Genomic DNA, 22,594 nt, shown 5'->3' with positions numbered 1-22,594 from the left:
TTAGCAGTCCGGCCTCAAGAGTTTGGCGATTTACCGGCGGCGCTTTAGAATTGGCAGCGTGAAACGCCGACAACTCACTGCACCGGACTTTTTGCCCTATGATCCCCCCTGAACTCCTCCGCCAGGCCAGAATTGAAAATGTTGCCCAGAGTCTGCGAGAGGACATCGGCGATGGCGACATCACGGCCAGACTGATACCCGCCGACAAACAGGCAACAGGGCGGGTGATTACGCGGGAAACCGCCACCATCGCGGGCAGAGAGTGGGTGGACGAGGTTTTCCGACAGGTAGATCCGTCCGTTGAGCTCAGTTGGCAGGTCGCCGATGGCGAAACCGTCTCATCGGACCAAGTATTGTTTACCATGCAGGGTTCTGCACGAAGCCTGCTGAGCTCCGAACGCGCGGCTCTGAACTGGCTCCAGTCCCTGTCTGGCGTTGCGACTGCCTGCGCAGGCTATGCCGCCCGGGTTGCCCACACCGGTGTTCGACTGCTGGATACCCGTAAAACCCTGCCGGGTCTGCGCCTGGCCCAGAAATACGCTGTAACCTGTGGCGGCTGCTTCAATCACCGGATCGGGCTGTGGGATGCTTTCCTGATCAAGGAAAATCACATTGCCGCCTGCGGCTCCATTGCCCAGGCCATTGAAGCCGCCCACAGGATTGCACCGGGCAAGCCGGTGGAGGTGGAAACCGAAAACCTTGAGGAGCTGGAACAAGCCCTTGAAGCAGGTGCAGACATCATCATGCTGGATGAGTTCTCGCTCGAAGATATGCGAACCGCGGTCGCAACCACAGGCAACAAGGCAAAGCTCGAGGCATCCGGGGGAATCAATGCCGACACCCTGGTGCCGATTGCCGAAACCGGCGTGGACTTCATCTCGATTGGTGCGCTGACCAAGGATTTAAAGGCTGTCGACCTGTCAATGAGACTGGACTGATCACTCCCCACTAAGCAGGCGGTCGATCACCTCCAGCTCCCGAACCAGCCTGCTGCCGGATTCCGGTCGCCCTCGGAAATGCTCCTCGGCCATCGGCGCTATACCGGAGGCCGAGGGCAACGGGTGGTCATTTTCGATGATGATCTTCATTCTTTCCACGAAGACAAATTGCAGCCACTGGGTAAACTCCAGCGTATCGATGCAAAATGGCTGGGCACTCTGGAACGCCTCGTCCGGTGGTGACTCTGACTCCCAGAGCCCCAACTGCCGCAACTCCATCTCAATGCTCAGAAGGCAGTCCGCAACCTGCCCGATCGGGTTACCGGATTCGGTCATATCAGTCTCGCTTCAATCGTTGAGCGGCTCAAGCTCCACGGTTTCGCCATGCAGAACCCGGAACAGATCCTCGTACTGGCGCGTCAGCGGGTGCTTGGGTGCCATGTGAATCAGGGGCTGCCGGCTCTGGTGGGACTCTTTCATCTTCACCGAACTCGAGAGGCGCACAGGCAGAACCGGCAAGCCCTCCTCGGTAAGCTCCCTGACCAGTTGCTTGGGCAGGCTGGCCCGCGGCTGGAACTGGTTGGCAACAATCCCTTCGACAACAAGATCCTCGTTGTGGTCTTCCTGCAGATCACGAATTTCGTTGAGGATGTTGTAGAGCGCCTGACGGGAAAAGTCGTCACAATCGAAGGGTATCAGGCAGCGCTGGGCTGCAATCAGGGCAGACCGGGTATAGAAATTGAGCGCCGGCGCGGTATCGATGTAGATCGCATCGAAGGATTCACCCAGTTTTTTCAGGGCTTCTCTGAGCTTGTAGATCTTGTGCTTGGCTTCCAGCTTGCGCTCAAGGAAGTCCAGCTCCGGGCTGGAGGGCATCACAAACAGGTTCTTGAACGGTGAGGCATGGACAAATTCGTCCGGACGGCGGTTGAACACCGTAAAGGCCACCGTCTGCTCCAGCATATCCGCAACGGTATCCTTGAGCTCGCTGGCAGGCTTGCCCAGCAGGTAGTGGGTGGAGTTTCCCTGCGGATCAAGATCCACGACCAGGGTTCGCTTTCCACGAGCGGCGCTGATAGCTGCGAGATTGCATGTGATACTGGACTTGCCGACACCGCCTTTCTGGTTGAATACCACCCGTCTCATTTTGCCTCTCCCTTGATGAATCCGTTATCGATTTCTGCCCTGCGATGAACTCATTCCAACTCACCAACCCATGACTGTCTTTACAAACGGGATAGTAAGCCGTCGCTGCGCCTGAAGTGAATTTTCATCCAGTATATCCAGAATTCCCAGCAAATCACCGAGCCTGCGAGGTGCCCGGCGCATTATATAGCTGGCCACATCATCCGCCATCACCAGTCCCCGCTTTTCGGCACGGGCCCTGAGAATCTTCAGGCGATCCTCATCCCGATAGATACCCAGCTGGATGATCAGCCCGTGACTGAATCTGGAGACCAGATCCGGCAATTCAAAGGGCAGACTGGCCGGCAAATCGGCCAGACTCACCAGCAGAAGCCCGCCTCGATCGAGAATCCGGTTATAGAGATGAAAAATGGCCTCTTCCCACACCCGCTGGCCAGCGATGCGGTCGACATCGTCCAGACAGACGATCTCATGGGTCTCAAGCCCCGACAGGGCATCGGGACCAAAAGGCTCGAGCTCTGCGATGCTGATACACACGGCTGCCCTGCCCTGCTTTTCGCCCAGGTGGCACACCGCCTGCAGAAGATGGCTCTTGCCGGTATCTGCATCACCGCACAGAACAACCACTGGCATATCATCAGGTTGCTGACAAACGCTTTCAAGACGCTGGGCTGCGCTCGTGTTCCGGTCGCCGTGGAAATTGTCGAATCGGGCGTCGTCACGCAGCTTGACCCCGAGCACCAACTGGGATGCAGTCATGGCCGGGTAGCCCTCCAGGCCCGCAAGCCCCACACAGACAGGTAATGCCCGCCGCTGAACACGGTGGAGACAGCCACCAGGAGAATGCCGGCATCCACCACCCAGGGCTGCATTGGCAGGTCCGCGAGAAGCACAATAATGGCCAGGGCCACAAGAATCTGGATAAAAGTATTGATCTTGCCAGGAATGCTTGGCTCCATATCGTATCGGCCAACCTTGTAGTGGTAGGCCAGAGCGCCGACCACAATCAGCAGGTCACGCCCCAACACCAGCAGAAACAGCCATACTGGCAGAACAGCGGTGAGGGTAAGCATCAGGTACGCGGTGATCAGCAAGGCCTTGTCGGCGAGAGGATCTGCAATTGCGCCAAGCCTGGAGCGCCAATTGAAATGCCGGGCCAGGAAGCCGTCAACCGCGTCTGTACCGGCCGCCAAAAAGAATATCAGCAAGGCACGGCGATAATCTCCGGTCAATAACGCTCCCGCGAAGGGAGCGATCAGAAGAATGCGCAGGAACGTCAGGGCATTGGGAATCCAGCGCCAGCGGTGCAAATTCAAAAGACTCCCTCCGGTTACACCTTATTCGCCGCCATCGCTCCCGATGACAGAAGACGGTTGCCAACGATAATACAGAACCTGGTACAGGGATTCGAACGCCTCCCTGGCATCCTCTTCATCGACGGGCACCGGCTGATAGGTAAACAGGGCAGTCTCGTCAGACGCCTCCGCAGAGGCTTGCTGATCCGGGCCAGCCGGCTGCAATTCCTCGCTCTCGGGCGCCTCCTGCGCGTTCGTCCCAGACGACGCCACCTGATTCTCTGATATGCGGGCGGTTACCGGGGGTTCTGCCGGAACGTCGGCCTCCATCGGAACAAAGCGAGGATCCAGGGCGATGTACTCCCGGAGCTGGTCCAGCTCACCGGAAAAAGCCACTCGCAGGGTCAGTTGTTCGTCCCGTACCCGATGGGCGCCAACGCTAACCACGGGGGTCAGTCCCTCCAGCACCTTATTGGCTCCGGCATAGTCTTCAAGCGACGTAACGCCGCGCAGCACAATGTCCACCTGGGGCGAATCGCCCACTTCCGATGCAGCAACCGCGTATCGGCTGGCGTATAGCTCCGCCCAGCGGTTTATCGTCGCCGCCGCCAGCGCTTCCGGGGTCTCGGCGGTTACCGACTCCTCCCCGGCATTCATCGCCATACCATCGAAGACCCAGCCGGCACGCCACTGCCCGCCAGCACGGCTGACCCGCACCAAAGCGAGCACATCATGGTCCAGATTCCCGGACGCAGACTTCACCCGACCAATAAACTGACCCCAGATATCCGAGAGCAATTCACGGTCCGAGCGGAAATCTGACGGGGGCAGCGCCACGGGCAAGCCGCGCTTTCTGGCAGCCTCATCGAACGCAGCCCTCCAGGTTCCTGCGTCTTCCTGACCAGAACCGGCACCGGGCCGTGTTACAAGTGTTCTCGACCCACGATCCTCGGCAGCAATCCAGGCCAGCGTGAGCGGTCTGTTGGCACCCCACACCGGCGCGTCAATCGCTGCCAGGGCGCGGTTTACGCCAACCGCTCCGAAGGACATGCTCAGAACACTCTGGCCGGACTCGCCACGGGCAACCTGATAGGAAAGCAGTAACGACTCGGCATCGGACAGCAGGGCTTCAACGCCCTCCATCGCCAATACGTCTCGGGTACCGGAAACCCGGACCAGTACCTGGCTCAGACCGTCTGCATACCCCTGGGCGAGTTGACCCGGCGAGGACCCTTCCACTGGCACCTTTGCCGAATAGAGACCGGAAACGGTCACCGCAGTCGCCTGGGCGGAAAACCCAGCCAGCAGAACGGTGAACAGCGCAGCTACCCACGCCCCGGATACAGACCTGTGTGCCGGCTTTTGCCCTGATACTGACATGAAACACCCTGCAATTCGCATGAATGGCGCATAGGATACACCATGCCCCAAGGCGTGAGTAGCGGCCCCGGATTTCGGAAAAGCAATATACATTTGGAGCGCCACACCGCACCTGTTAAAATCCGCCGCCTGACCCACTGGCCAACGGTTAAGTACACCATGAGCGAACAGAAGCCCTCCCTGACCTACCGCGATGCTGGCGTCGATATCGATGCCGGCAATGAACTCGTCAGCCGAATCAAGGACACCGCCGCGCGCACCCGCCGCCCCGAGGTTCTTGGCGGTCTCGGCGGCTTCGGCGCCATGGTCTCCATCCCCGCCGGATATAACGAACCGGTTCTGGTTTCCGGTACCGACGGAGTGGGCACAAAGCTCAGACTGGCCATGCAACTGGACAAGCACGACAGCATCGGTATCGATCTGGTCGCCATGTGCGTGAACGATCTGGTTGTCGGCGGCGCTGAACCGCTTTTCTTCCTCGACTACTACGCGACCGGCAAGCTGAACGTCGACGTTGCCGCTCAGGTGGTTGCCGGGATCGGCGAGGGCTGCGAGCAGGCTGGCTGTGCGCTGGTCGGTGGTGAAACCGCCGAAATGCCGGGGATGTACGAAGGCGACGACTACGATCTGGCCGGCTTCTGCGTAGGCGTTGCCGAACGCAGCGAAATTATTGACGGCGGCCGCGTCCAGGCCGGAGACGTGCTGATTGCCCTGGGCTCTTCCGGTCCCCACTCCAACGGCTACTCCCTGATCCGGAAAATTCTGGAAGTCAGCAACGCCGACCTCGAGCAGCCAATGGGCGACATCACCCTGGCCAACGCTTTGATGGCGCCGACGCGAATCTACGTAAAGAATCTTCTGCAGCTGATTCGCGAAGTCGACGTCCGTGCCCTCTCCCACATCACCGGTGGTGGCCTGCCGGAAAACATTCCCAGGGTGCTGCCGGACGGCACCATCGCTGCCATCGATACCGACAGCTGGTCATTGCCCCCGGTATTCCAGTGGCTCAAGGACAACGGCGGCGTTGCCAGTGAAGAGATGTACCGCACCTTTAACTGTGGTATCGGCATGATTGTCTGCGTGCCTGCCAACCAGAAGGAGCTGGCCCTGGATACCCTGAAAGCACTGGGCGAGCATGCCTGGCAGGTAGGCTTGATCGAACGTGCCGATGACGAACAGGCAGATGCCTGCGTTCGCTACGCACCGGGGCTGCTGTCGGCATGAAGGCAGATCAGACCCCGTTGCCGAAAATCCTGGTGCTCGCCTCCGGAAGCGGCACCAATCTTCAGGCCCTGATTGACGCCAGCCGGGAGCGGGATTTTCCCGGGCAGATCATTGCCGTTGGCTGCAACCAGCCTGGGGCGTTTGCCCTTGAGCGCGCGGCTCAGGCCAACATCGAAACCTTTGTGGTAAACCACAAGAATTTCGAATCCCGGGATGAGTTTGATGCTTCCCTGATGGCGGACATCCTCCGATACAATCCGGATCTGATTGTTCTGGCAGGCTTCATGCGTATTCTGACCACGGATTTTGTTCGGGCATTCCGGGGTAAGATGCTGAACATTCACCCGTCCCTGTTACCGAAGTACACCGGGCTGAATACTCACCGTCGCGCACTGGAAGCGGGCGATACCGTACATGGCGTTTCCATCCACTTCGTTACCGAAGAGCTGGATGGTGGCCCCGTGATTGCCCAGGCAGAAGTGGCGATTGTTTCCGATGACACGCCAGAAAGCCTCGCGGAGAAGGTACAGGCCAAGGAACACATTCTCTACCCCATTGTTGTGCGCTGGTTCTGTGAGGGCCGGATTCAGCTGGGTAGCGATTATGTGTTGTTCGACGGCGAACCCTTGAACGCTCCGATGCGCCTGCCAGACAACTGATACATCGCCTGAACGAATTGTCATCCCCGCATCCTGCCCGAGCAGCTACACTGTCGCCATTGATGACGGTAATTGTTCGGGTTTAACAAGATGCTTTCACAACGTCTCATCAGACTTGGTTGCGCGGCACTGCTCACCTGTCTCGGCATTCTCGCCGGGCCGGTCACGCTGCACGCACAGACCGAAGCGGATCTGGCCCCTTTCGAGGCCAGCTATACTGCAGCCATGGAGAAGGGTCTCTCCCTCAATGGCAGCGCGAAACGCACACTCTCCCCTCAGGGCAACGGTGTCTGGCTTTACCGCACGGATGTTGACTCCTTCATTGTCAGCATCGACGAATCGCTGGTATTCCGCTGGGAGAACGGGCATGTCATACCCATGCGATACCGATACCGCTTATCCGGTTTCCTGATCAGCGACCGCAAGAACTCTATCGACTTCGACTGGTCCGCAGGCGTCGCAACCGGGGAATACAAGGGAAAGTCCTTTGAGCTGGCGCTGGAAGAAGGCCTGCTGGATCCGCTGGGCTACCAGCTTCAGCTGCACCAGGACATCAAGAATGGCAAGCGGGAAATGACCTATCGGGTACTCGACGGTAACTCTATCGACACCGATCGCTTCGCGGTGATCAATGGTGAAAACATGAGTACCGGCAGCAAACAGAGCGCCACCCTCAAGGCGGAGAAGGTTCGCGAGGACTCAAAGCGTCAGACGCTGATGTGGTTCTCGCCGGAGCAGAATTTCCTGCTTGTCCGCCTCAGGCAGGTTGAGCCGGACGGCAGCACCTACGAATTGAAACTCAAGGAAGCGGAGTTCGGGCGCTAGACATCGCGCCCGGCCTCCCGCCAGACAGTCTTGACCTCATCGGCAATGATCCGGAGGCCCTCGGCAACCCGGTCGTCGTCCTGGGAATAGGTTACGCGCAAGCACTCATGCCGGTGCCTCCAGCCATCTTCCGGCAATCCCGGGAAGAAATAGTGCCCGGAAACGACCAGAACCCCTCGGCTCTTCAACCGCTGATACAGCTCAAGGCTGGAGATCGGCAGGTCCGGGAACCAAAGCCACAGGAACATGGCGCCCTCGGGCTTGTGCACATACCAGCGGCAACTGTCCTCCCCCATGGCCTCCCGGAACGCGGACACCGCCCGCTCCATCTTCGCCTTGTAGAACGGGCAAACCACATCCCGGCTCAGGGACAATATTTCACCGGAACGAACCAGAGGCTCTGCCAGCATGGCGCCAAAACTGCCAGTGGCCAGGTTCATGATGGCATTAATGCCTGACAACGCCTTGATCACCGGCTCGGCCGCAATCACGATACCGGTCCGCGCTGCCGGCAAACCAAGCTTCGAGAGGCTCAGACAGAGGATGATCTGGTCGTTCCAGGTGGGCGTTGCATCGACGAACAGCAAGCTGGGAAATGGTGTGCCATAGGCGCCGTCGACGATCAGTGGTATGTCGTGTTGGCGGGCAAGCTCTTCAAGCCGCGCAAGCTCTTCGTCAGTAACGACGTTACCGGTCGGATTGGTGGGGCGTGACACACAGATAGCGCCGGTCTCGCCGGTAACCTCAACGGCATCAAAATCCACCCGGTACTTGAATTCGTGAGCATCAGTGAAAGAGATGTCTGGCTGAACCGCATGGAACAGGCCCGGTTCGATGCCGGCGTCGGCGTAGCCGATGTACTCGGGCGCCAATGGCAACAGGATGTGCTTGCGGTGACCTTCGCCATAATCGCCCCCAAACATGTTGAACAACATGAAGAAGGCCGCCTGGCTGCCGTTGGTCAGGGCGATATTCTCGGGTTTCAGGCCCCAGTCATATTCGCGGTTGAGCAGCTCGGCGAGCGAAGCGATAAACTGCTTTTCCCCCTGGGGCGGATCGTAGATGCCGACCAGACGACGAACATCGCCCTCGTTACGGCTCATATCCGCGAGAATTTCCTGCACTCTCTGCTGGATTTCGGGAATATGCCCGGGATTTCCGCCACCCATCATGATCATGTCGTCACCGGATGCCATGGCATTACCCAGGTCATCCATCAGGGACGTGATACCGGCATCGGCGGTGAACTTGCGACCAAAAGCAGAGAGTTTCATGGGGTAAAATCCATCTGACCTAATCTGAATATAACGGGTAATACCGGAAGTGTAGCTTGCTCGCTCCCCAACGTTTATTCGGTGAGCGAAATGCCAAGGTTACTGACGCCCTCGTTGGCTGCATCCTCCCGGAGACGGGCCACGAACTGATCGGTTGGCGTGCGTTGGCGCTTCAGCTCCAGGATCAGGTTCCGCTGGAAGGTTTTGTCTTCTTTCATCAACGGGTGGTGATCGAGCAGACGAACGAGCTCGTCTTCCTCGAGGTCTTCCCCTTCGGACAGCTCAATAAAGTTCATCACGGTTCCGGTCGCCATCTGTGACGCATCGGTAGCGCGGTGTTTGGACGGGTTCAGGCGGTTCAGCAGCGCCTGCTCCAGTAGCTGACAGAAGTCAAAGGCCGGGTATACACCGTAGGCATCGTAGGCGTCTACGTCTGGCGACAGGGTTTCCAGTTTGGCGAGAAGCTGCGGGATCGCCGATTCGGAGACGTCCTTTTGAAGCAGGTCCCAACCAAGATCCAGAAGCTGGCGCATTTTGGCACCGGTCTTCAGGCCCATGGCATCGGCAAACAGGGCGTAGTTCGGGAATGAGCGCTCAGCCAGAGCGAGCAGGAAGGCGCATTCGCGCCAGCCCTGCAGTTGTGAAACGGCTTTCAGGAACTGGTTGGCGTTCATGTCCTGGGCAGGGTCACGCCGGTCTGGCCAAGATATTTGCCACCCCGGTCTTTGTAGCTGGTTTCACAGATCTCGTCGGATTCGAAGAAGAGCATCTGGGCGACGCCTTCGTTGGCGTAGATCTTCGCCGGCAGGTTGGTGGTGTTGGAGAATTCCAGGGTTACCTGGCCTTCCCATTCCGGCTCCAGCGGGGTGACGTTGACGATGATGCCGCAACGAGCATAGGTGGATTTGCCCAGGCAGATGGTCAGGACGCTTCGCGGGATGCGGAAGTATTCAACGGTGCGGGCCAGTGCGAAGGAGTTCGGCGGGATGATGCAGACGTCGCCGGTGTAGTTGACGAAGCTGTTTTCATCGAAGTTCTTCGGGTCCACGGTGGCTGAGTGGACGTTGGTGAAGATTTTGAATTCGTTGCTGCAGCGTACGTCGTAGCCGTAGCTGGAGGTGCCGTAGGAGATCACGCGGCCTTTTTCGGTTTCACGAACCTGTCCGCTTTCAAACGGTTCGATCATGCCGTGTTGTTCGGACATCCGGCGAATCCACTTGTCGGATTTGATGCTCATTGGCGAAGTCTCGTATCCACTGGGAAAATTGGGGCGTAGTTTACCTGTTCGCTCCGGGTCTGTCAGTGCTCGGTCACCGAAACGCTTGAGATCGAACCGGAAAGGTTCCGCTCACGGGTCGACAGTTCAGCCCCTACCCTTCTCGCGATATCGCGATAACGACGGGCCACTTCGGAGTCCGGTTCGGCGATCACCGAGGGGGTACCGCCGTCGGTCTGTTCGCGGATGGTCATGTGCAGGGGCAACTGGCCGAGGAGTGTGGTGTCGTATTCCTGGGCGATGCGCTCGCCGCCGCCGTGGCCAAAGAGGGGTTCTTCGTGGCCGCAGTTGCTGCAGATGTGGACGCTCATGTTTTCGACAACGCCCAACACGGGGATGTCGACTTTGCGGAACATTTCGATGCCTTTCTTGCCGTCCAGCAAAGCGATGTCCTGGGGTGTGGTGACGATGACGGCGCCGGTTACCGGGACTTTCTGGGCCAGGGTGAGCTGGATGTCGCCGGTGCCGGGGGGCATGTCGACGATGAGGTAGTCGAGTTCGTTCCAGAGGGTCTGTTGGAGTAGTTGCATCACGGCGCCGCTGACCATGGGGCCGCGCCAGACCATGGGGGTTTTCTCGGTAACGACGAAGGCCATGGAGTTCGCCTGGAGGCCATGGGCGTCCATGGGGACGAAATATTTGTTTTCGCGGGTGTCCGGGCGTTTGCCTTCGGGCACGCCGAGCATCATGCCAATGCTGGGGCCGTAGATGTCGGCGTCGAGAATGCCGACCCGTGCGCCTTCGGCTTGAAGCGCCAGGGCGAGGTTGACGGCGGTGGTGGATTTGCCGACACCGCCTTTGCCGGAGGCCACGGCGATGATGTTTTTGACGCCAGGGACGGAGGGCAGGTCTTTCTGGACTTTGTAGGAGTGGATTTTCTGGCCTACATGAACGTCTGCGCTCTCTACGCCATCAACAAATTCAAGAGCGTTGGCAACAATCTGTTTCAGGGCGCCTGCGATCCCTTTGGACGGATACGGAAGCTCCACCATGAGGGTCACCTTCCCGCTGTCGTCCGCGTTCAGGGATTTCACGGCACCCAGTTCGTAGAGATCCTTGTTGAGGTATGGATCGCGGTACTCGCGAACCGCTGCTTGCAAGGCCTGCTCAGAAATCTGTGTCATCGGGTTCTCCGGAATAAGCTCATGCTCGATTTTAAGCACGGAAACAGGTGATTCGGGTGAAAATTATCTGCTCGGAAGGTATCATCTGTGCCCGTTTCTGACCATATGGGGTCTTTACCTGGGGCAATCAATCTAGACAGCCGCCAGTCCCCGTTTTGTCTTTCCAACCCGTGTCAACATAAGGTTCGGACATCACCATGACGCAAGCGAGTAAGCAACAGCGCGATATTCTGGTTACCAGCGCCCTGCCGTACGCCAACGGCCCTATTCACCTCGGGCACCTGCTGGAATACATTCAGACCGACATCTGGGTGCGTTATCAGAAGATGCGTGGCCAGAATTGTTACTACGTTTGCGCCGATGATGCCCATGGCACTGCCATCATGCTTCGTGCCGAGCGTGAAGGTATTACCTCCGAGCAGCTGATCGACAGGATCCGCGACGAGCATCAGGAAGACTTTGCCGGGTTCCACATCCGCTTTGACAACTATTACACCACCCACTCCGAAGAGAACCGTCAGTTCTCGGAGTACATCTACCGTCAGTTGCAGGAAAACGGGCACATTGCCACGCGCAAGATCACCCAATCCTACGACCCGGAAAAGAACATGTTCCTGGCGGACCGGTTCATCAAGGGCACTTGCCCCAAGTGCAAGACCGAGGACCAGTACGGAGATAACTGCGAGGCCTGTGGCGCCACCTACACGCCTGCCGAGCTGATTAATCCCCGTTCGGCAGTTTCCGGCGCGACACCGATCGAGAAGGAATCCGAGCACTATTTCTTCAAGCTGCCGGACTTCCAGGACTTCCTCGCCAAGTGGACCCGCAGCGGAACGCTTCAGCCACAGGTTGCCAACAAGCTGGCTGAATGGCTGGACGCAGGGCTTCAGGAATGGGACATCAGCCGCGACGCGCCCTACTTCGGCTTCGAGATTCCTGACGCGCCCGGCAAGTACTTCTACGTGTGGCTGGATGCGCCAATCGGCTACCTCGCCAGCTTCAAGAACCTCTGCAACCGGGAAGGCATCGATTTCGAGCACTTTTGGAAGGCCGATTCCACCGCCGAGGTCTACCACTTCATCGGCAAGGACATCATCAACTTCCACGCGCTGTTCTGGCCATCCATGCTTCACGATGCGGGCTTCCGCACCCCGACCGCAGTCTGGGCCCACGGTTTTGTCACCGTCAACGGCAAGAAGATGTCCAAGTCCCGCGGCACGTTTATCATGGCGCGCACCTACCTGGACCATCTGAACCCGGAATACCTGCGCTATTACTTCGCCGCCAAACTGACCGGCAGCGTGGATGACATGGACCTGAACCTTGAGGACTTTGCCGCCCGGGTGAACTCGGATCTGGTGGGCAAGGTGGTGAACATTGCCAGCCGCAGTGCCGGTTTCATTACCAAGCGCTTCGACGGTCAGCTTGGCGAGGTTACCGAGCACGCCAAACTGAAAGAATTCATCGAGGCCGGCAAGGAAATCGAGGAATTCTACGAGTCCCGCGAATTCGGCCGCGCTATGCGACGGATCATGGAACTGGCCGACATCGCCAACCAGTACGTCAATGATGAGCAACCGTGGGTGATCGCCAAGCAGGAAGGCCAGGACGAAAATCTCCAGGCCATCTGCACCAACGCCATCAACATGTTCCATCTTCTGATGACCTATCTGGCACCGGTGCTGCCGGAGACCGCCAAGGCCTCCGAGGCTTTCCTGAATGCACCGCTGGACTGGAACAATCGGAGCGAACGCCTGGAAAACCACGGCATCAACAAGTTCAAGCCGCTGATGAACCGTGTGGACATGGCCCAGATCGAGAAAATGCTGGATGCTTCCAAGGAAGAGTTGCCTGCAGCGACCGGCAAACCGGCACCTGCTGCCAATCTTGAGCCCATCGCGGATGAAATAGAATTTGGCGATTTCGCGAAAGTGGATCTTCGGGTCGTTAAAATTGTCAAAGCCGAACACGTGGAGGGTGCGGACAAGCTTCTTCGCCTCACTCTTGACGTAGGGCATGGCGAGCGCAACGTGTTTGCTGGTATCAAGTCAGCCTATAAGCCGGAAGATCTCGAGGGACGCCTGACTGTCATGGTTGCCAACCTCAAGCCGCGGAAGATGAAGTTCGGGATGTCCGAGGGTATGGTTCTGGCGGCCGGCCCGGGAGGCAAGGACATCTTTATCCTGTCTCCGGATTCGGGCGCCACGCCCGGCATGCGGATTATGTAAGGGCGACCGGGCTGAGCGCTGACAGGTGCCAATGGAGCAAGGTAAATGACCGAATATCTGCTGATTCTGGTCAGCACCATTCTGGTGAACAATTTTGTGCTGGTTCAGTTCCTGGGCTTGTGCCCCTTTATGGGCGTATCCGGAAAACTGGAGACGGCCATGGGGATGTCGCTGGCCACCACGTTCGTGCTGACCCTGGCTTCGGTGTGCAGTTACCTTGCCTACACCTACCTGCTCGAGCCGCTGGACCTCGCGTTCCTCAGAACCATCACCTTTATTCTGGTGATTGCGGTGGTGGTTCAGTTCACCGAGATGGTGGTGCGCAAAACCAGCCCATTGCTATACCGGGTATTGGGCATCTTCCTTCCGTTGATCACCACGAATTGCGCGGTGCTCGGCGTCGCCCTGCTTAACATCAACAAGAACAACAACTTCGTTGAGTCAGTGTTGTATGGATTTGGCGCAGCAGCGGGCTTTTCGATGGTTCTGGTGCTATTCGCCGCCATGCGTGAGCGAATCGCCGTGTCCGATGTGCCGGTGGCCTTTCGCGGTGCCGCCATCGGGCTGGTGACAGCCGGGTTGATGGCTTTGGCTTTCCTGGGCTTTGGCGGCCTGGTCAGCGTTTGATCGGCCGGCGGGATTAGGAGTAACAGGTTATGTGGACAAGCGTTCTTGTTGCCGTTGTGGTGCTTCTGGCCCTGGCCGTTGTTTTCGGCGGCCTGCTCGGATTTGCGGCCGAACGGTTCAGGGTAGAGGGCAACCCGCTGGTGGATCAGATCGATGCCCTTCTGCCCCAGACCCAGTGCGGCCAATGCGGCTATCCCGGCTGCCGGCCCTACGCTGAATCCATTGCCGAGGGGGGCCCCATCAACAAATGCCCGCCGGGCGGCGAGTCTACCATCAAGGCACTAGCAGACCTGCTGGATGTGGAGCCGGAACCCCTGGACGCCGAACACGGTGTTGAACAGGTCAAACGGGTTGCCGTGATTCGTGAGGACGAATGCATTGGTTGCACCAAGTGCATCCAGGCCTGCCCCGTGGACGCCATTCTTGGCGCCGCCAAGCACATGCACACGGTCATTGAGAGCGAATGCACCGGCTGCGATCTGTGTGTTGACCCCTGCCCGGTGGACTGCATCGACATGGTGACGGTGGAACCGGATATTCGCACCTGGACCTGGACACCGCCCAAATCCGGACTTATTGCCACCGATCGCCAGGGAGCCAGTGCCTGATGACTCAACTCTGGGACTTCGCCGGCGGCATCCATCCCCCGGAACACAAAGACATTTCTACCGCGCGCCCGATTCGCAACGCAGGCGTTCCTGACTATCTGGTACTGCCACTTCAGCAGCACATCGGCGATCCGGCCGAGGCCATTGTTGAGGTGGGTGAGCGGGTTTTGAAGGGCCAGAAAATTGCCGACGTGAAAACCGGCATGGGCGTTCCCGTTCATGCACCGACATCCGGGATGATCGAGAGCATTGCCGACTTCCCTGTCCCCCATCCCTCAGGCATGGCGGACCGGTGCATCACCCTGAAACCGGACGGCGAGGACCAATGGTGCCAGCGCAGCCCAGTGACGGATTATCGTTCTCTGGAGCGCGACCAGGTTCTGAAAATGATCCGTGATGCCGGTATTTCCGGCATGGGTGGAGCCGGCTTTCCCACCAATATCAAACTCCGGCCACCAAGGGATCGCAAGGTCAGCACGCTCATTCTGAACGGCGCGGAATGCGAGCCCTATATCACCGCTGATGACATGACCATGCGGGAAAAGGCCGACGAGGTGGTTGCCGGGCTGAAAATCATGGCGTGGATTCTGCGCCCCGAGCGTTGCGTGATTGGCATTGAAGACAACAAACCGGAAGCCATTGCCGCGCTCCGAAAAGCCACCGAAGGCACCCAGACCGAAATTGCGGTTGTTCCCACCAAGTATCCCTCCGGTGGCGAGAAACAGCTGATCCAGATACTGACCGGCATGGAAGTACCCAGCGGTGGAATTCCGGCCGATATCGGCGTGATGTGCCAGAACATCGGAACCGCCGTTGCCGTGGCAAATGCGGTCTTCGAGGGTACGCCGCTGATCTCCCGAATCGTTACCATCACGGGGGAAGCCGTTCGGGAACCGGGTAACTTCGAAGCGCTTATTGGCACGCCGATTGAGCATCTTCTCGGGCAGGCCGGTGTCGACCAGGATGCGGTCAGCCGCCTTGTGCTTGGTGGCCCCATGATGGGTTACACGCTGACAACCGAAGCAGTACCGGTGATCAAGACCACCAACTGCGTGATTGCGGCAACGGCGGCTGAACTGCCGGCACCGCCGCCGGAGCAGCCCTGCATCCGTTGTGGCCAGTGCGCCGAAGCCTGCCCCATGGAGCTGTTGCCGCAGCAATTGTTCTGGCACGCCAAGGCCACCGAATTTGAAAAGGCGGAGCACCTGAACCTGTTTGACTGTATTGAATGCGGAGCCTGCTCCTACGTTTGCCCGAGTTCGATTCCACTGGTTCAGTACTATCGATTCGCCAAGGGCGAGATCCGTGCCCAACAGGCGGAACAGCTGAAGTCAGACAGGGCTCGTGAACGCTTCGAGGCCCGCCAGGCGCGCCTTGAGCGGGAGCAACAGGAGAAAGAACTGAGGCGTAAGGAGCGCGCGAAGGCCGCTGCCGAAGCGGCGGCCAAGAAGCAGGCCGAAGCCGAAAAAGCTGCAGCCGAAGGCGAGGCCGTTGACGAGCGTGCCGCCAAGTCAGCGCTGGTTGAACAGGCCCTGGCACGCAAGAAAGCAAAGGCGCAAGCGTCCCAGTCGCCAGCCCCCAGTGCGCCGCCGACGGAGGAAAAGCCCGACATCGAGGCCCTTGAGAAACAGCTTGAGCAGGCCAGGTCCAAGCTGGAAACCATGCAAGGCATGCTTGATGACGCCAAAGCCCAGCAGGCGGACAACGTCGAGAAGCTGGAGAGGGCCGTGGCCAAGAATCACGATCGGGTGCAAAGAGCGGAAGAGGCGCTGTCTGAGGCCAGAGAAAAACTGGCCGCCGGTCCGACTGAATCCCAGCCAACCCATTAACCGAGATCAGGCAACACATCCATGGCATTTGTTCAGCAGTCATCGCCACACGCCCACAATGCCCGACCAACATCCCGCGTGATGTTGTGGGTTCTTATTGCGGCATTGCCTGGTCTGTTGGCCCAGACGCTATTCTTCGGCTGGGGCAACCTGATCAACGTGGTCTTCTGTATTGCCCTGGCGATCGCCTCTGAAGCTGCCCTGCTAAAGCTCAGAAAGAAGCCGGTCGCCTTCTTCATCAAAGACAACACAGCCGCCGTCACCGGCCTTCTGTTGGGTCTGTCGCTGCCGCAGTTTGCACCCTGGTGGGTATCTGCCGTCGCAGTGATCTCGGCTATCGTTGTGGCCAAACAACTCTATGGCGGGCTGGGCTCAAATCCTTTCAACCCCGCCATGGTTGGCTACGCCCTGGTTCTGGTGTCTTTTCCGGTGGCGATGACCACGAACTGGGCAGAGCCCGCCATGCTCTGGGACGGTGCTCCGGGCTTTGGCGAGACCCTGGCAACCATAGCCTCCGGCCAGCAAACAGCGGTCGATGGCTGGACCATGGCAACGCCTCTTGACGAGTACAAACACAAGATCACCACCCACACCGCAACCGAGGTGCTGAACCATCCGACGTTTGGTGAGGGTATCGCCAAAGGCTGGGAATGGGTCAATGCGGCATTTCTGGCAGGAGGCCTTCTGCTCATCGCCCTGCGGATCATTTCCTGGCACATTCCGGCAGGATTTCTTGGTGGAATGATCGCGATGAGCCTGGCTTTTGGCAACAATGCCGACCTTTATGCCCCACTATCCCTGCATCTGCTTGCAGGCGGGACCATGCTCGGTGCCTTTTTTATCGCTACCGACCCGGTGTCTGCAGCTACGAGCCACCAGGGGAAACTCATCTACGGGGCGGGAATTGGCATCTTGATCTACCTGATCCGCACCTGGGGCAATTTTCCCGACGCCGTGGCGTTCAGCGTTCTGCTGATGAATTTTGCGGTACCTTTCATCGATCACTACACTCCCCCACGCACGTACGGCCACCACAAGGCCCGTCGGGGTGTGCCGGGGAGCCAGGGGTAATCATGGCTGCAGTTGCACAGTCCATCCGCCGCAGCGCCATCGGGCTCGGCCTGTTCGCCGTGATCACCGGCGGCACCATTGCCGTAACCCAGGTGGCCACGGAAGAGAGAATTCGTGAACAAGCCGCCCGCGCAGAGGCCCAGGCCCTGTATGAAATCATTCCCGAAAGCCGGCACAACAATGACCTGCTCCGGGATACGGTACAGTTGCCTGCCAGTGAGCGCCTGGCACAGCCCGGCTCTCTGAACGTCTGGGTAGCTCGACAGAACGAACAGCCCATTGGCATGATAATGCCTGTAGTAGCACCCGACGGTTACTCCGGCAAGATTCATCTCCTCGTGGGGGTGGACATGAAGGGCACCATTCTCGGAGTGAGGGTAACCAGTCACAAGGAAACGCCGGGGCTGGGAGACCAGATCGAAACCCGCAAATCCGACTGGATCAAAAGCTTCGATGGCCGCTCTCTGGGCAAGCCGCCGCATCGGGAGTGGAACGTCAAGAAGAATGGTGGAGAATTCGATCAGTTCACAGGCGCGACCATCACGCCAAGGGCTGTCGTGAAAGCGGTTCAGAAAGCACTGATCTACTTCCGGGAAAATCGTCAGATTATCCGTGAGCGGCTTAACGAAGAGCCGTCACTGAGAGACAACATCCTGAACCCTGAAGCGATTGCTGGCGAATCGTCCAATACGGAGCATTCCTGATCATGGCAACCAAATCATCCAGCGAAATCATCCGCGACGGGCTCTGGGACAACAACCCGGCCCTCGTCCAGGTGCTTGGACTCTGCCCACTTCTGGCCGTGACCAGTACCGTCGTTAACGCCATCGGGCTCGGGCTGGCTACACTCATGGTGCTCATGGGGTCCAATCTTGCGGTGTCGCTGATTCGCAATTTCGTGAGCGAGTCTGTGCGCCTGCCCGCATTCGTCATGATCATCGCTTCATTCGTAACCTGCGCCGAGTTGCTCATGCAGGCCTTTACCTATGAGCTCTATCTGATTCTCGGCATTTTCATTCCACTGATTGTCACCAACTGCGCCATCCTGGGCCGGGCTGACGCCTTTGCTTCCAGAAATCCACCACTTCCGGCACTGTTGGATGGTGCCATGATGGGCCTCGGCTTTCTGACGGTGTTGGTGGTCCTGGGCGGCCTTCGGGAACTTATCGGACAGGGCACTCTGTTTGTCGACATGCACCTGCTGCTGGGCCCCGTTGCCGCCGATTGGGTGATCCGCCCCTTCGACAACTATCCGGATATGCTGTTCATGATTCTTCCGCCCGGTGCCTTTATCGGGCTCGGACTGCTGATCGCGCTCAAAAACGGTATCGACAACCATCTGGAAGAGCGACGCAAGGCCCATGAACCAGCACCTGTAGCAGCAGGCAGCAAGCGGGTCCGGGTTACCGGGAACGTATCCTGAGTCCGCACTTGCACAAGACTGAGAGCTGATGAACAAACAGAAACGCATCGAGATCTTCACCCGCCTCAGGGAGGCCAACCCCAGCCCGACCACCGAGCTGAACTATTCCAGCCCGTTCGAGTTGCTGATTGCCGTTATTCTCTCGGCCCAGGCCACAGATGTGGGTGTCAACAAGGCTACCGACAAGCTGTTCCCGGTCGCCAACACGCCTGAGGCCATCCTCGCACTGGGGGTCGATGGCCTGAAGGAGTACATCAAGACCATTGGCCTGTTTAACAGCAAAGCCGAAAACGTGATCAAGACGTGTCGAATCCTGATTGAGAAACACGGCAGCCAGGTGCCTGAACGGCGGGAGGATCTCGAGGCGTTGCCCGGAGTCGGTCGCAAAACCGCAAACGTGGTCTTGAACACCGCCTTCGGCCACATGGCCATGGCGGTGGACACTCACATCTATCGCGTGTCGAACCGCACCGGCGTTGCGCCTGGCAAGAACGTTCTGGAGGTGGAGAACCGGTTGATGCGCCTGGTGCCAAAAGAGTTCCTGCTGGACGCGCACCACTGGCTGATTCTGCACGGGCGCTATACCTGTACCGCCCGCAAACCGAAATGCGGCGCCTGTATCATTGAGGACCTGTGCGAGTTCAAGCAGAAACGGGATTACCTCTGAATCCGGGGCGTAAAAAAGCCGGCATCTCGCCGGCTTTTTTGTTTCAGATGCCAAGCCGCGGTTAGCGCTGACCCAGCATTTTCTCCTTCAGATCCTTCTGCGCCGGTTTATCGGACAGCCAGATTCCGAACAGGGCCTTTTTAAAGGCCAGATCGCCAACGGTGTCCTTGCGCTCGCCGTTCTTGAGGACCCGCACGCCTTCGCCCGGCAGGTACACCAGATCAAAAACGTCACCTTCTGTGATCTCTTCCTCGAAGACCGACATAAACTGGTCCACATCCGCCTGGATAGGGGCCATTTCGCCATCGGTAGAGGCCTCGAAACCTTCCAGGGTGGCCTCGGTCATGCGTTCGCTGGTAATCATGCCGGAAATGATGTGCAGAGTGATGGCCTGGGGCTCATCTGCGTTGATCACGGCCTCGCCATCGTCGATGGTCTCGGGCACATACAGACCGCCGACATACAGGTCCATGAACCATTTGGAACGAGTACCTGCGCCATTAAGCGTGAGCTCGGTATCCATGGCGGAATAGGTATCCGGAACATCAACACCTTCCACGGTGAGTGCAGCTACCGGTGCAGACAGCAGGGCCGTCATTACCAGCGACGCAAAACCGGTTGTAAGAGCCTTCTTCATAGTCCTTTCCTTTTCGATCGTTATTATTGACGTGTACCATTCGTACACCGGGTTTCGACACCCTTATCCCCGCCCGGTCATGGCATTCTATCAACGGCGCTGGCGCACGGGACGCGCCCTGGTTCTCATTTGGGGCGATCCTGAAACACAAAAAAGCCGGCCAGGGTATCCCCTGGCCGGCTTTGGATAGAGATTTAAGAAAGGCGTTACTTGAACAGCAGGTTTCCGGACAAGCCTTCCTTCTCCAGGATCTCACGAAGGCGGCGAAGCGCCTCGACCTGGATCTGTCTTACTCGCTCACGGGTCAGGCCAATCTCCTGACCGACCTCCTCCAGCGTGCTTACCGGGTAGCCCCGCAGACCAAAACGGCGTGACAGGACTTCCTGCTGCTTGTCGCTGAGCTGATCAATCCACTTTTCCAGGCAGGAACACATATTGTTGTCCTGCAGGAGATCCGCCGGATCCGAAGCCCCTTCATCGGCTACGGTATCCAGAAGGGACTTTTCGCCACCGGTACCAATGGGCGTGTCCATGGAAGCCACGCGCTCATTGAGACCCAGCATCCGTTTAACGTCGGCCACGGGCTTGTCGACCATTCTGGCGATTTCTTCCGCCGAGGGCTCATGGTCCAGTTTCTGGGTCAGTTCCCGCGCTGCACGCAGATACAGGTTGAGTTCCTTGACCACATGAATCGGCAGACGAATGGTGCGGGTCTGGTTCATGATGGCTCGCTCAATGGTCTGGCGAATCCACCAGGTGGCGTAGGTGGAGAATCGGAAACCCCGCTCCGGATCAAACTTTTCCACCGCCCTGATCAGGCCAAGGTTACCCTCTTCGATCAGGTCCAGCAGAGTCAGACCGCGGTTCACGTAACGTCGTGCGATCTTCACCACAAGGCGAAGGTTGCTCTCGATCATCCGTTTACGGCCAGACTCCTCTCCCTTGCGGGCCAGACGGGCAAAATAGACCTCTTCTTCCGGCGTGAGCAGGGGGGAAAACCCAATTTCGTTGAGATACAGCTGAGTGGCATCCAGCTGCTTTTGACTGGTGAAATAACGTCCCTGGGTGGGGATACCCTCTTCTACTTCGGCTACTTCTTCGGTTGGCTCTTTTTCAACTTTCTCTTCTGCTAACAATTGATCCTCGGCATCGTCCATGTCCGATACACGATCAATGATGATGTCTTCTTGCTCTGCTGACATTTGTCTTGCCCCGCCTCTCAATAATCCTGGATGTTCGCCCGATACTTCTTTTTATTGCGGACGTCTTTGTCTTCACGCTTTTTCTTCAGGACATTTTGTTGGTCGGCCTGTCATGGCCTTTACCGTTCTTGTTTTTCTTGCGAACGCGGTGTTTTGTCAGTGCCTGGGTGTGCGATCAGGGCAGCCTGCTGACTGCGTCATTCACTAGCGCGGCGGTAGATAATGGACTGGGTCAACCGGATTGCCATTTTTGCGAATTTCAAAATGCAACATGGGTCGTTCAGCGCCACTGCTACCGAGCTCTGCGATCACCTGCCCGGCTTTCACATCCTCCCCTTCCTGCACCAGAATCTTCCGGTTATGAGCGTAAGCACTTAAATAGTGCTCGTTGTGATTCACGATAATCAGGTTGCCGTACCCAAGCAACCCGTTGCCGGCATAGACCACGTTCCCGGTGGCCGAAGCTCTTACAGCATCCCCGGCTTGCCCGGCAATATCAATACCTTTATTGACTTTTCCGGATGTTGAATATCCAGCAATTACAGTGCCAACGTGAGGCCAGCGCCATTCAATGCGGGCCACGGTCTGGGTCTGGGAAGCGAGTGGCGCGCCCTTGTTCGCTGCTCTTGTTACCGCAGGTTTGGGTGCCGTGGCGGCTGTCTGTTTCGGAGGCGAAGCACGACTCGCCGTTCTTGCGGGTTGCGATCCAGTCGGCCTTTTAGCAGCTGTAGTCTGACTGCCCGAGGTTACACTTCCGCGAAGATCCAGACGAATCACCTGACCCGCTTTGAGATTCCAGGGCGGACCAATGCCATTGGCGTCACCAAGCTCGCGGTAGTCCCGACCATACCGCCAGGCTATGCTGTACAGGGTTTCGCCGGGTTTGACGACGTGACGGCCCCAATAGACCGGGGGATTGTAAATGTCGTCCTGGTAAAGCGCCGGCGTGTTGCAGCCAGAGAGTAGTAGCAGGGCCATGAGGGGCAACAGGGCCAGGACGCGGGCCGGCGTTTTTTTCGCAGGGCGATGAGGCTCCGAGGCACCGGACGGGAACCGCGGGGACGCCGGCAAAACGGCATTGATGAGCCCACGCATAAATCTCACAGGAATAAAACTGACCCAGTTATGAAAAATCCGTATAACCGCTGTCGGTTGTCGAAG

General features: G+C 58.2%; 24 protein-coding genes. 12 read left to right on the top strand and 12 right to left on the bottom strand.

The annotated features are described in order from the left end of the window. Positions 1-98: 98 nt before the first annotated feature. Complete coding sequence (nadC, locus tag ACWJ62_RS13810; protein ID WP_449286712.1) at positions 99-938, top strand: carboxylating nicotinate-nucleotide diphosphorylase; 840 nt, start codon at positions 99-101, stop codon at positions 936-938. Here nadC and ACWJ62_RS13805 read toward each other — a convergent pair whose 3' ends face one another. Genes ACWJ62_RS13805 through ACWJ62_RS13785 form a run of 5 tightly spaced genes read right to left on the bottom strand, consistent with a single transcriptional unit; the run spans position 939 to position 4,759 of the window. Continuing rightward, positions 939-1,274: a YqcC family protein gene (locus ACWJ62_RS13805; RefSeq protein ID WP_449286711.1), complete on the bottom strand. Its 336-nt coding sequence runs from the start codon at positions 1,272-1,274 to the stop codon at positions 939-941. Between the two features lie 12 nt (positions 1,275-1,286). Then, positions 1,287-2,084, bottom strand: a complete 798-nt coding sequence (locus ACWJ62_RS13800) for a ParA family protein (RefSeq protein ID WP_008172831.1) — start codon at positions 2,082-2,084, stop codon at positions 1,287-1,289. 60 nt (positions 2,085-2,144) lie between these two features. After that, a complete protein-coding gene (hda, locus tag ACWJ62_RS13795) occupies positions 2,145-2,843 on the bottom strand; it encodes a DnaA regulatory inactivator Hda (protein ID WP_449286710.1) in 699 nt (232 codons plus the stop codon). Then, a complete protein-coding gene (locus ACWJ62_RS13790; protein ID WP_449286709.1) occupies positions 2,840-3,400 on the bottom strand; it encodes a CDP-alcohol phosphatidyltransferase family protein in 561 nt (186 codons plus the stop codon). Before ACWJ62_RS13790 ends, hda begins: the two co-directional genes overlap by 4 nt. Before the next feature lie 21 nt (positions 3,401-3,421). Next, positions 3,422-4,759: a DUF2066 domain-containing protein gene (locus ACWJ62_RS13785; RefSeq protein ID WP_449286708.1), complete on the bottom strand. Its 1,338-nt coding sequence runs from the start codon at positions 4,757-4,759 to the stop codon at positions 3,422-3,424. Positions 4,760-4,918: 159 nt separating this feature from the next. Between ACWJ62_RS13785 and purM the strand changes: the two genes are divergently transcribed. From purM to ACWJ62_RS13770, 3 genes are all read left to right on the top strand, one after another. Continuing rightward, complete coding sequence (gene purM / locus ACWJ62_RS13780; protein WP_449286707.1) at positions 4,919-5,983, top strand: phosphoribosylformylglycinamidine cyclo-ligase; 1,065 nt, start codon at positions 4,919-4,921, stop codon at positions 5,981-5,983. After that, positions 5,980-6,642 carry a phosphoribosylglycinamide formyltransferase gene (gene purN / locus ACWJ62_RS13775; RefSeq protein ID WP_449286706.1) on the top strand — a complete coding sequence of 221 codons (663 nt, stop codon included), beginning with the start codon at positions 5,980-5,982 and terminating at the stop codon, positions 6,640-6,642. The genes purM and purN overlap by 4 nt, the downstream gene beginning before the upstream one ends. Before the next feature lie 90 nt (positions 6,643-6,732). Then, positions 6,733-7,467, top strand: coding sequence for a DUF3108 domain-containing protein (locus ACWJ62_RS13770; RefSeq protein ID WP_449286705.1), 735 nt, complete (start codon positions 6,733-6,735; stop codon positions 7,465-7,467). Here the strand turns inward: ACWJ62_RS13770 and ACWJ62_RS13765 are convergent. From ACWJ62_RS13765 to apbC, 4 genes are all read right to left on the bottom strand, one after another. Continuing rightward, positions 7,464-8,741, bottom strand: a complete 1,278-nt coding sequence (locus tag ACWJ62_RS13765) for a valine--pyruvate transaminase (RefSeq protein WP_449286704.1) — start codon at positions 8,739-8,741, stop codon at positions 7,464-7,466. The two genes, ACWJ62_RS13770 and ACWJ62_RS13765, sit on opposite strands and share 4 nt — an antisense overlap. Positions 8,742-8,815: 74 nt before the next feature. Next, a complete protein-coding gene (locus tag ACWJ62_RS13760) occupies positions 8,816-9,415 on the bottom strand; it encodes a YjaG family protein (protein WP_148610251.1) in 600 nt (199 codons plus the stop codon). After that, entirely contained in the window at positions 9,412-9,978 is a 567-nt protein-coding gene (gene dcd / locus ACWJ62_RS13755) for a dCTP deaminase (protein ID WP_008172848.1), read from the bottom strand. Before dcd ends, ACWJ62_RS13760 begins: the two co-directional genes overlap by 4 nt. A 62-nt stretch (positions 9,979-10,040) precedes the next feature. After that, positions 10,041-11,141 (bottom strand): iron-sulfur cluster carrier protein ApbC, encoded by a 1,101-nt coding sequence (gene apbC, locus ACWJ62_RS13750; RefSeq protein ID WP_449286703.1) that lies wholly within the window; start codon positions 11,139-11,141, stop codon positions 10,041-10,043. 197 nt (positions 11,142-11,338) lie between these two features. Between apbC and metG the strand changes: the two genes are divergently transcribed. The 8 genes from metG to nth are packed head-to-tail and all read left to right on the top strand — an operon-like array spanning position 11,339 to position 19,594. After that, the gene (gene metG, locus ACWJ62_RS13745; RefSeq protein ID WP_449286702.1) at positions 11,339-13,369 is read left to right on the top strand and encodes a methionine--tRNA ligase; all 2,031 of its coding nucleotides are present in this window, start codon (positions 11,339-11,341) and stop codon (positions 13,367-13,369) included. Positions 13,370-13,414: 45 nt separating this feature from the next. Next, entirely contained in the window at positions 13,415-13,996 is a 582-nt protein-coding gene (gene rsxA, locus ACWJ62_RS13740) for an electron transport complex subunit RsxA (protein ID WP_014576726.1), read from the top strand. A gap of 29 nt (positions 13,997-14,025) precedes the next feature. Then, positions 14,026-14,604 (top strand): electron transport complex subunit RsxB, encoded by a 579-nt coding sequence (gene rsxB, locus ACWJ62_RS13735; RefSeq protein WP_088557582.1) that lies wholly within the window; start codon positions 14,026-14,028, stop codon positions 14,602-14,604. Next, positions 14,604-16,433, top strand: coding sequence for an electron transport complex subunit RsxC (gene rsxC, locus ACWJ62_RS13730; protein WP_449286701.1), 1,830 nt, complete (start codon positions 14,604-14,606; stop codon positions 16,431-16,433). The genes rsxB and rsxC overlap by 1 nt, the downstream gene beginning before the upstream one ends. A 21-nt stretch (positions 16,434-16,454) precedes the next feature. Beyond that, a complete protein-coding gene (gene rsxD / locus ACWJ62_RS13725) occupies positions 16,455-17,504 on the top strand; it encodes an electron transport complex subunit RsxD (protein WP_449286700.1) in 1,050 nt (349 codons plus the stop codon). 2 nt (positions 17,505-17,506) lie between these two features. Continuing rightward, positions 17,507-18,208, top strand: a complete 702-nt coding sequence (gene rsxG / locus ACWJ62_RS13720) for an electron transport complex subunit RsxG (protein WP_449286699.1) — start codon at positions 17,507-17,509, stop codon at positions 18,206-18,208. Between the two features lie 2 nt (positions 18,209-18,210). Beyond that, positions 18,211-18,927, top strand: a complete 717-nt coding sequence (locus tag ACWJ62_RS13715) for an electron transport complex subunit E (protein WP_449286698.1) — start codon at positions 18,211-18,213, stop codon at positions 18,925-18,927. A 28-nt stretch (positions 18,928-18,955) separates the two neighbouring features. Beyond that, positions 18,956-19,594 carry an endonuclease III gene (gene nth, locus ACWJ62_RS13710; RefSeq protein WP_449286697.1) on the top strand — a complete coding sequence of 213 codons (639 nt, stop codon included), beginning with the start codon at positions 18,956-18,958 and terminating at the stop codon, positions 19,592-19,594. A 61-nt stretch (positions 19,595-19,655) separates the two neighbouring features. Here the strand turns inward: nth and ACWJ62_RS13705 are convergent, their stop codons facing one another. The 3 genes from ACWJ62_RS13705 to ACWJ62_RS13695 form a co-directional block, all read right to left on the bottom strand. Continuing rightward, complete coding sequence (locus tag ACWJ62_RS13705) at positions 19,656-20,231, bottom strand: chalcone isomerase family protein (RefSeq protein WP_449286696.1); 576 nt, start codon at positions 20,229-20,231, stop codon at positions 19,656-19,658. A gap of 206 nt (positions 20,232-20,437) precedes the next feature. Further along, on the bottom strand, positions 20,438-21,433 hold the full coding sequence (gene rpoS / locus ACWJ62_RS13700; RefSeq protein ID WP_449286695.1) for an RNA polymerase sigma factor RpoS: 996 nt from the start codon (positions 21,431-21,433) through the stop codon (positions 20,438-20,440). Positions 21,434-21,637: 204 nt separating this feature from the next. Next, entirely contained in the window at positions 21,638-22,528 is an 891-nt protein-coding gene (locus tag ACWJ62_RS13695; RefSeq protein ID WP_449286694.1) for a peptidoglycan DD-metalloendopeptidase family protein, read from the bottom strand. Between the last annotated feature and the right edge of the window lie 66 nt (positions 22,529-22,594).

Source organism: Marinobacter sp. PE14 (genome assembly GCF_053566155.1).
This window is presented reverse-complemented; position numbering and strand designations above follow the sequence as displayed.

What these genes read in the sequence shown, in the direction of transcription:
- rsxG (WP_449286699.1), top strand. Translation starts at nt 17,507, where the DNA reads ATGGCTGCAGTTGCACAGTCCATCCGCCGCAGCGCCATCGGGCTCGGC.
- rsxD (WP_449286700.1), top strand. Translation starts at nt 16,455, where the DNA reads ATGGCATTTGTTCAGCAGTCATCGCCACACGCCCACAATGCCCGACCA.
- dcd (WP_008172848.1), bottom strand. Translation starts at nt 9,978, where the DNA reads ATGAGCATCAAATCCGACAAGTGGATTCGCCGGATGTCCGAACAACAC.
- ACWJ62_RS13760 (WP_148610251.1), bottom strand. Translation starts at nt 9,415, where the DNA reads ATGAACGCCAACCAGTTCCTGAAAGCCGTTTCACAACTGCAGGGCTGG.
- ACWJ62_RS13800 (WP_008172831.1), bottom strand. Translation starts at nt 2,084, where the DNA reads ATGAGACGGGTGGTATTCAACCAGAAAGGCGGTGTCGGCAAGTCCAGT.
- rpoS (WP_449286695.1), bottom strand. Translation starts at nt 21,433, where the DNA reads ATGTCAGCAGAGCAAGAAGACATCATCATTGATCGTGTATCGGACATG.
- rsxC (WP_449286701.1), top strand. Translation starts at nt 14,604, where the DNA reads ATGACTCAACTCTGGGACTTCGCCGGCGGCATCCATCCCCCGGAACAC.
- purN (WP_449286706.1), top strand. Translation starts at nt 5,980, where the DNA reads ATGAAGGCAGATCAGACCCCGTTGCCGAAAATCCTGGTGCTCGCCTCC.
- rsxB (WP_088557582.1), top strand. Translation starts at nt 14,026, where the DNA reads ATGTGGACAAGCGTTCTTGTTGCCGTTGTGGTGCTTCTGGCCCTGGCC.
- ACWJ62_RS13765 (WP_449286704.1), bottom strand. Translation starts at nt 8,741, where the DNA reads ATGAAACTCTCTGCTTTTGGTCGCAAGTTCACCGCCGATGCCGGTATC.
- nth (WP_449286697.1), top strand. Translation starts at nt 18,956, where the DNA reads ATGAACAAACAGAAACGCATCGAGATCTTCACCCGCCTCAGGGAGGCC.
- metG (WP_449286702.1), top strand. Translation starts at nt 11,339, where the DNA reads ATGACGCAAGCGAGTAAGCAACAGCGCGATATTCTGGTTACCAGCGCC.
- hda (WP_449286710.1), bottom strand. Translation starts at nt 2,843, where the DNA reads ATGACTGCATCCCAGTTGGTGCTCGGGGTCAAGCTGCGTGACGACGCC.
- ACWJ62_RS13715 (WP_449286698.1), top strand. Translation starts at nt 18,211, where the DNA reads ATGGCAACCAAATCATCCAGCGAAATCATCCGCGACGGGCTCTGGGAC.
- ACWJ62_RS13695 (WP_449286694.1), bottom strand. Translation starts at nt 22,528, where the DNA reads ATGCGTGGGCTCATCAATGCCGTTTTGCCGGCGTCCCCGCGGTTCCCG.
- ACWJ62_RS13805 (WP_449286711.1), bottom strand. Translation starts at nt 1,274, where the DNA reads ATGACCGAATCCGGTAACCCGATCGGGCAGGTTGCGGACTGCCTTCTG.
- ACWJ62_RS13785 (WP_449286708.1), bottom strand. Translation starts at nt 4,759, where the DNA reads ATGTCAGTATCAGGGCAAAAGCCGGCACACAGGTCTGTATCCGGGGCG.
- apbC (WP_449286703.1), bottom strand. Translation starts at nt 11,141, where the DNA reads ATGACACAGATTTCTGAGCAGGCCTTGCAAGCAGCGGTTCGCGAGTAC.
- rsxA (WP_014576726.1), top strand. Translation starts at nt 13,415, where the DNA reads ATGACCGAATATCTGCTGATTCTGGTCAGCACCATTCTGGTGAACAAT.
- nadC (WP_449286712.1), top strand. Translation starts at nt 99, where the DNA reads ATGATCCCCCCTGAACTCCTCCGCCAGGCCAGAATTGAAAATGTTGCC.
- ACWJ62_RS13770 (WP_449286705.1), top strand. Translation starts at nt 6,733, where the DNA reads ATGCTTTCACAACGTCTCATCAGACTTGGTTGCGCGGCACTGCTCACC.
- ACWJ62_RS13705 (WP_449286696.1), bottom strand. Translation starts at nt 20,231, where the DNA reads ATGAAGAAGGCTCTTACAACCGGTTTTGCGTCGCTGGTAATGACGGCC.
- purM (WP_449286707.1), top strand. Translation starts at nt 4,919, where the DNA reads ATGAGCGAACAGAAGCCCTCCCTGACCTACCGCGATGCTGGCGTCGAT.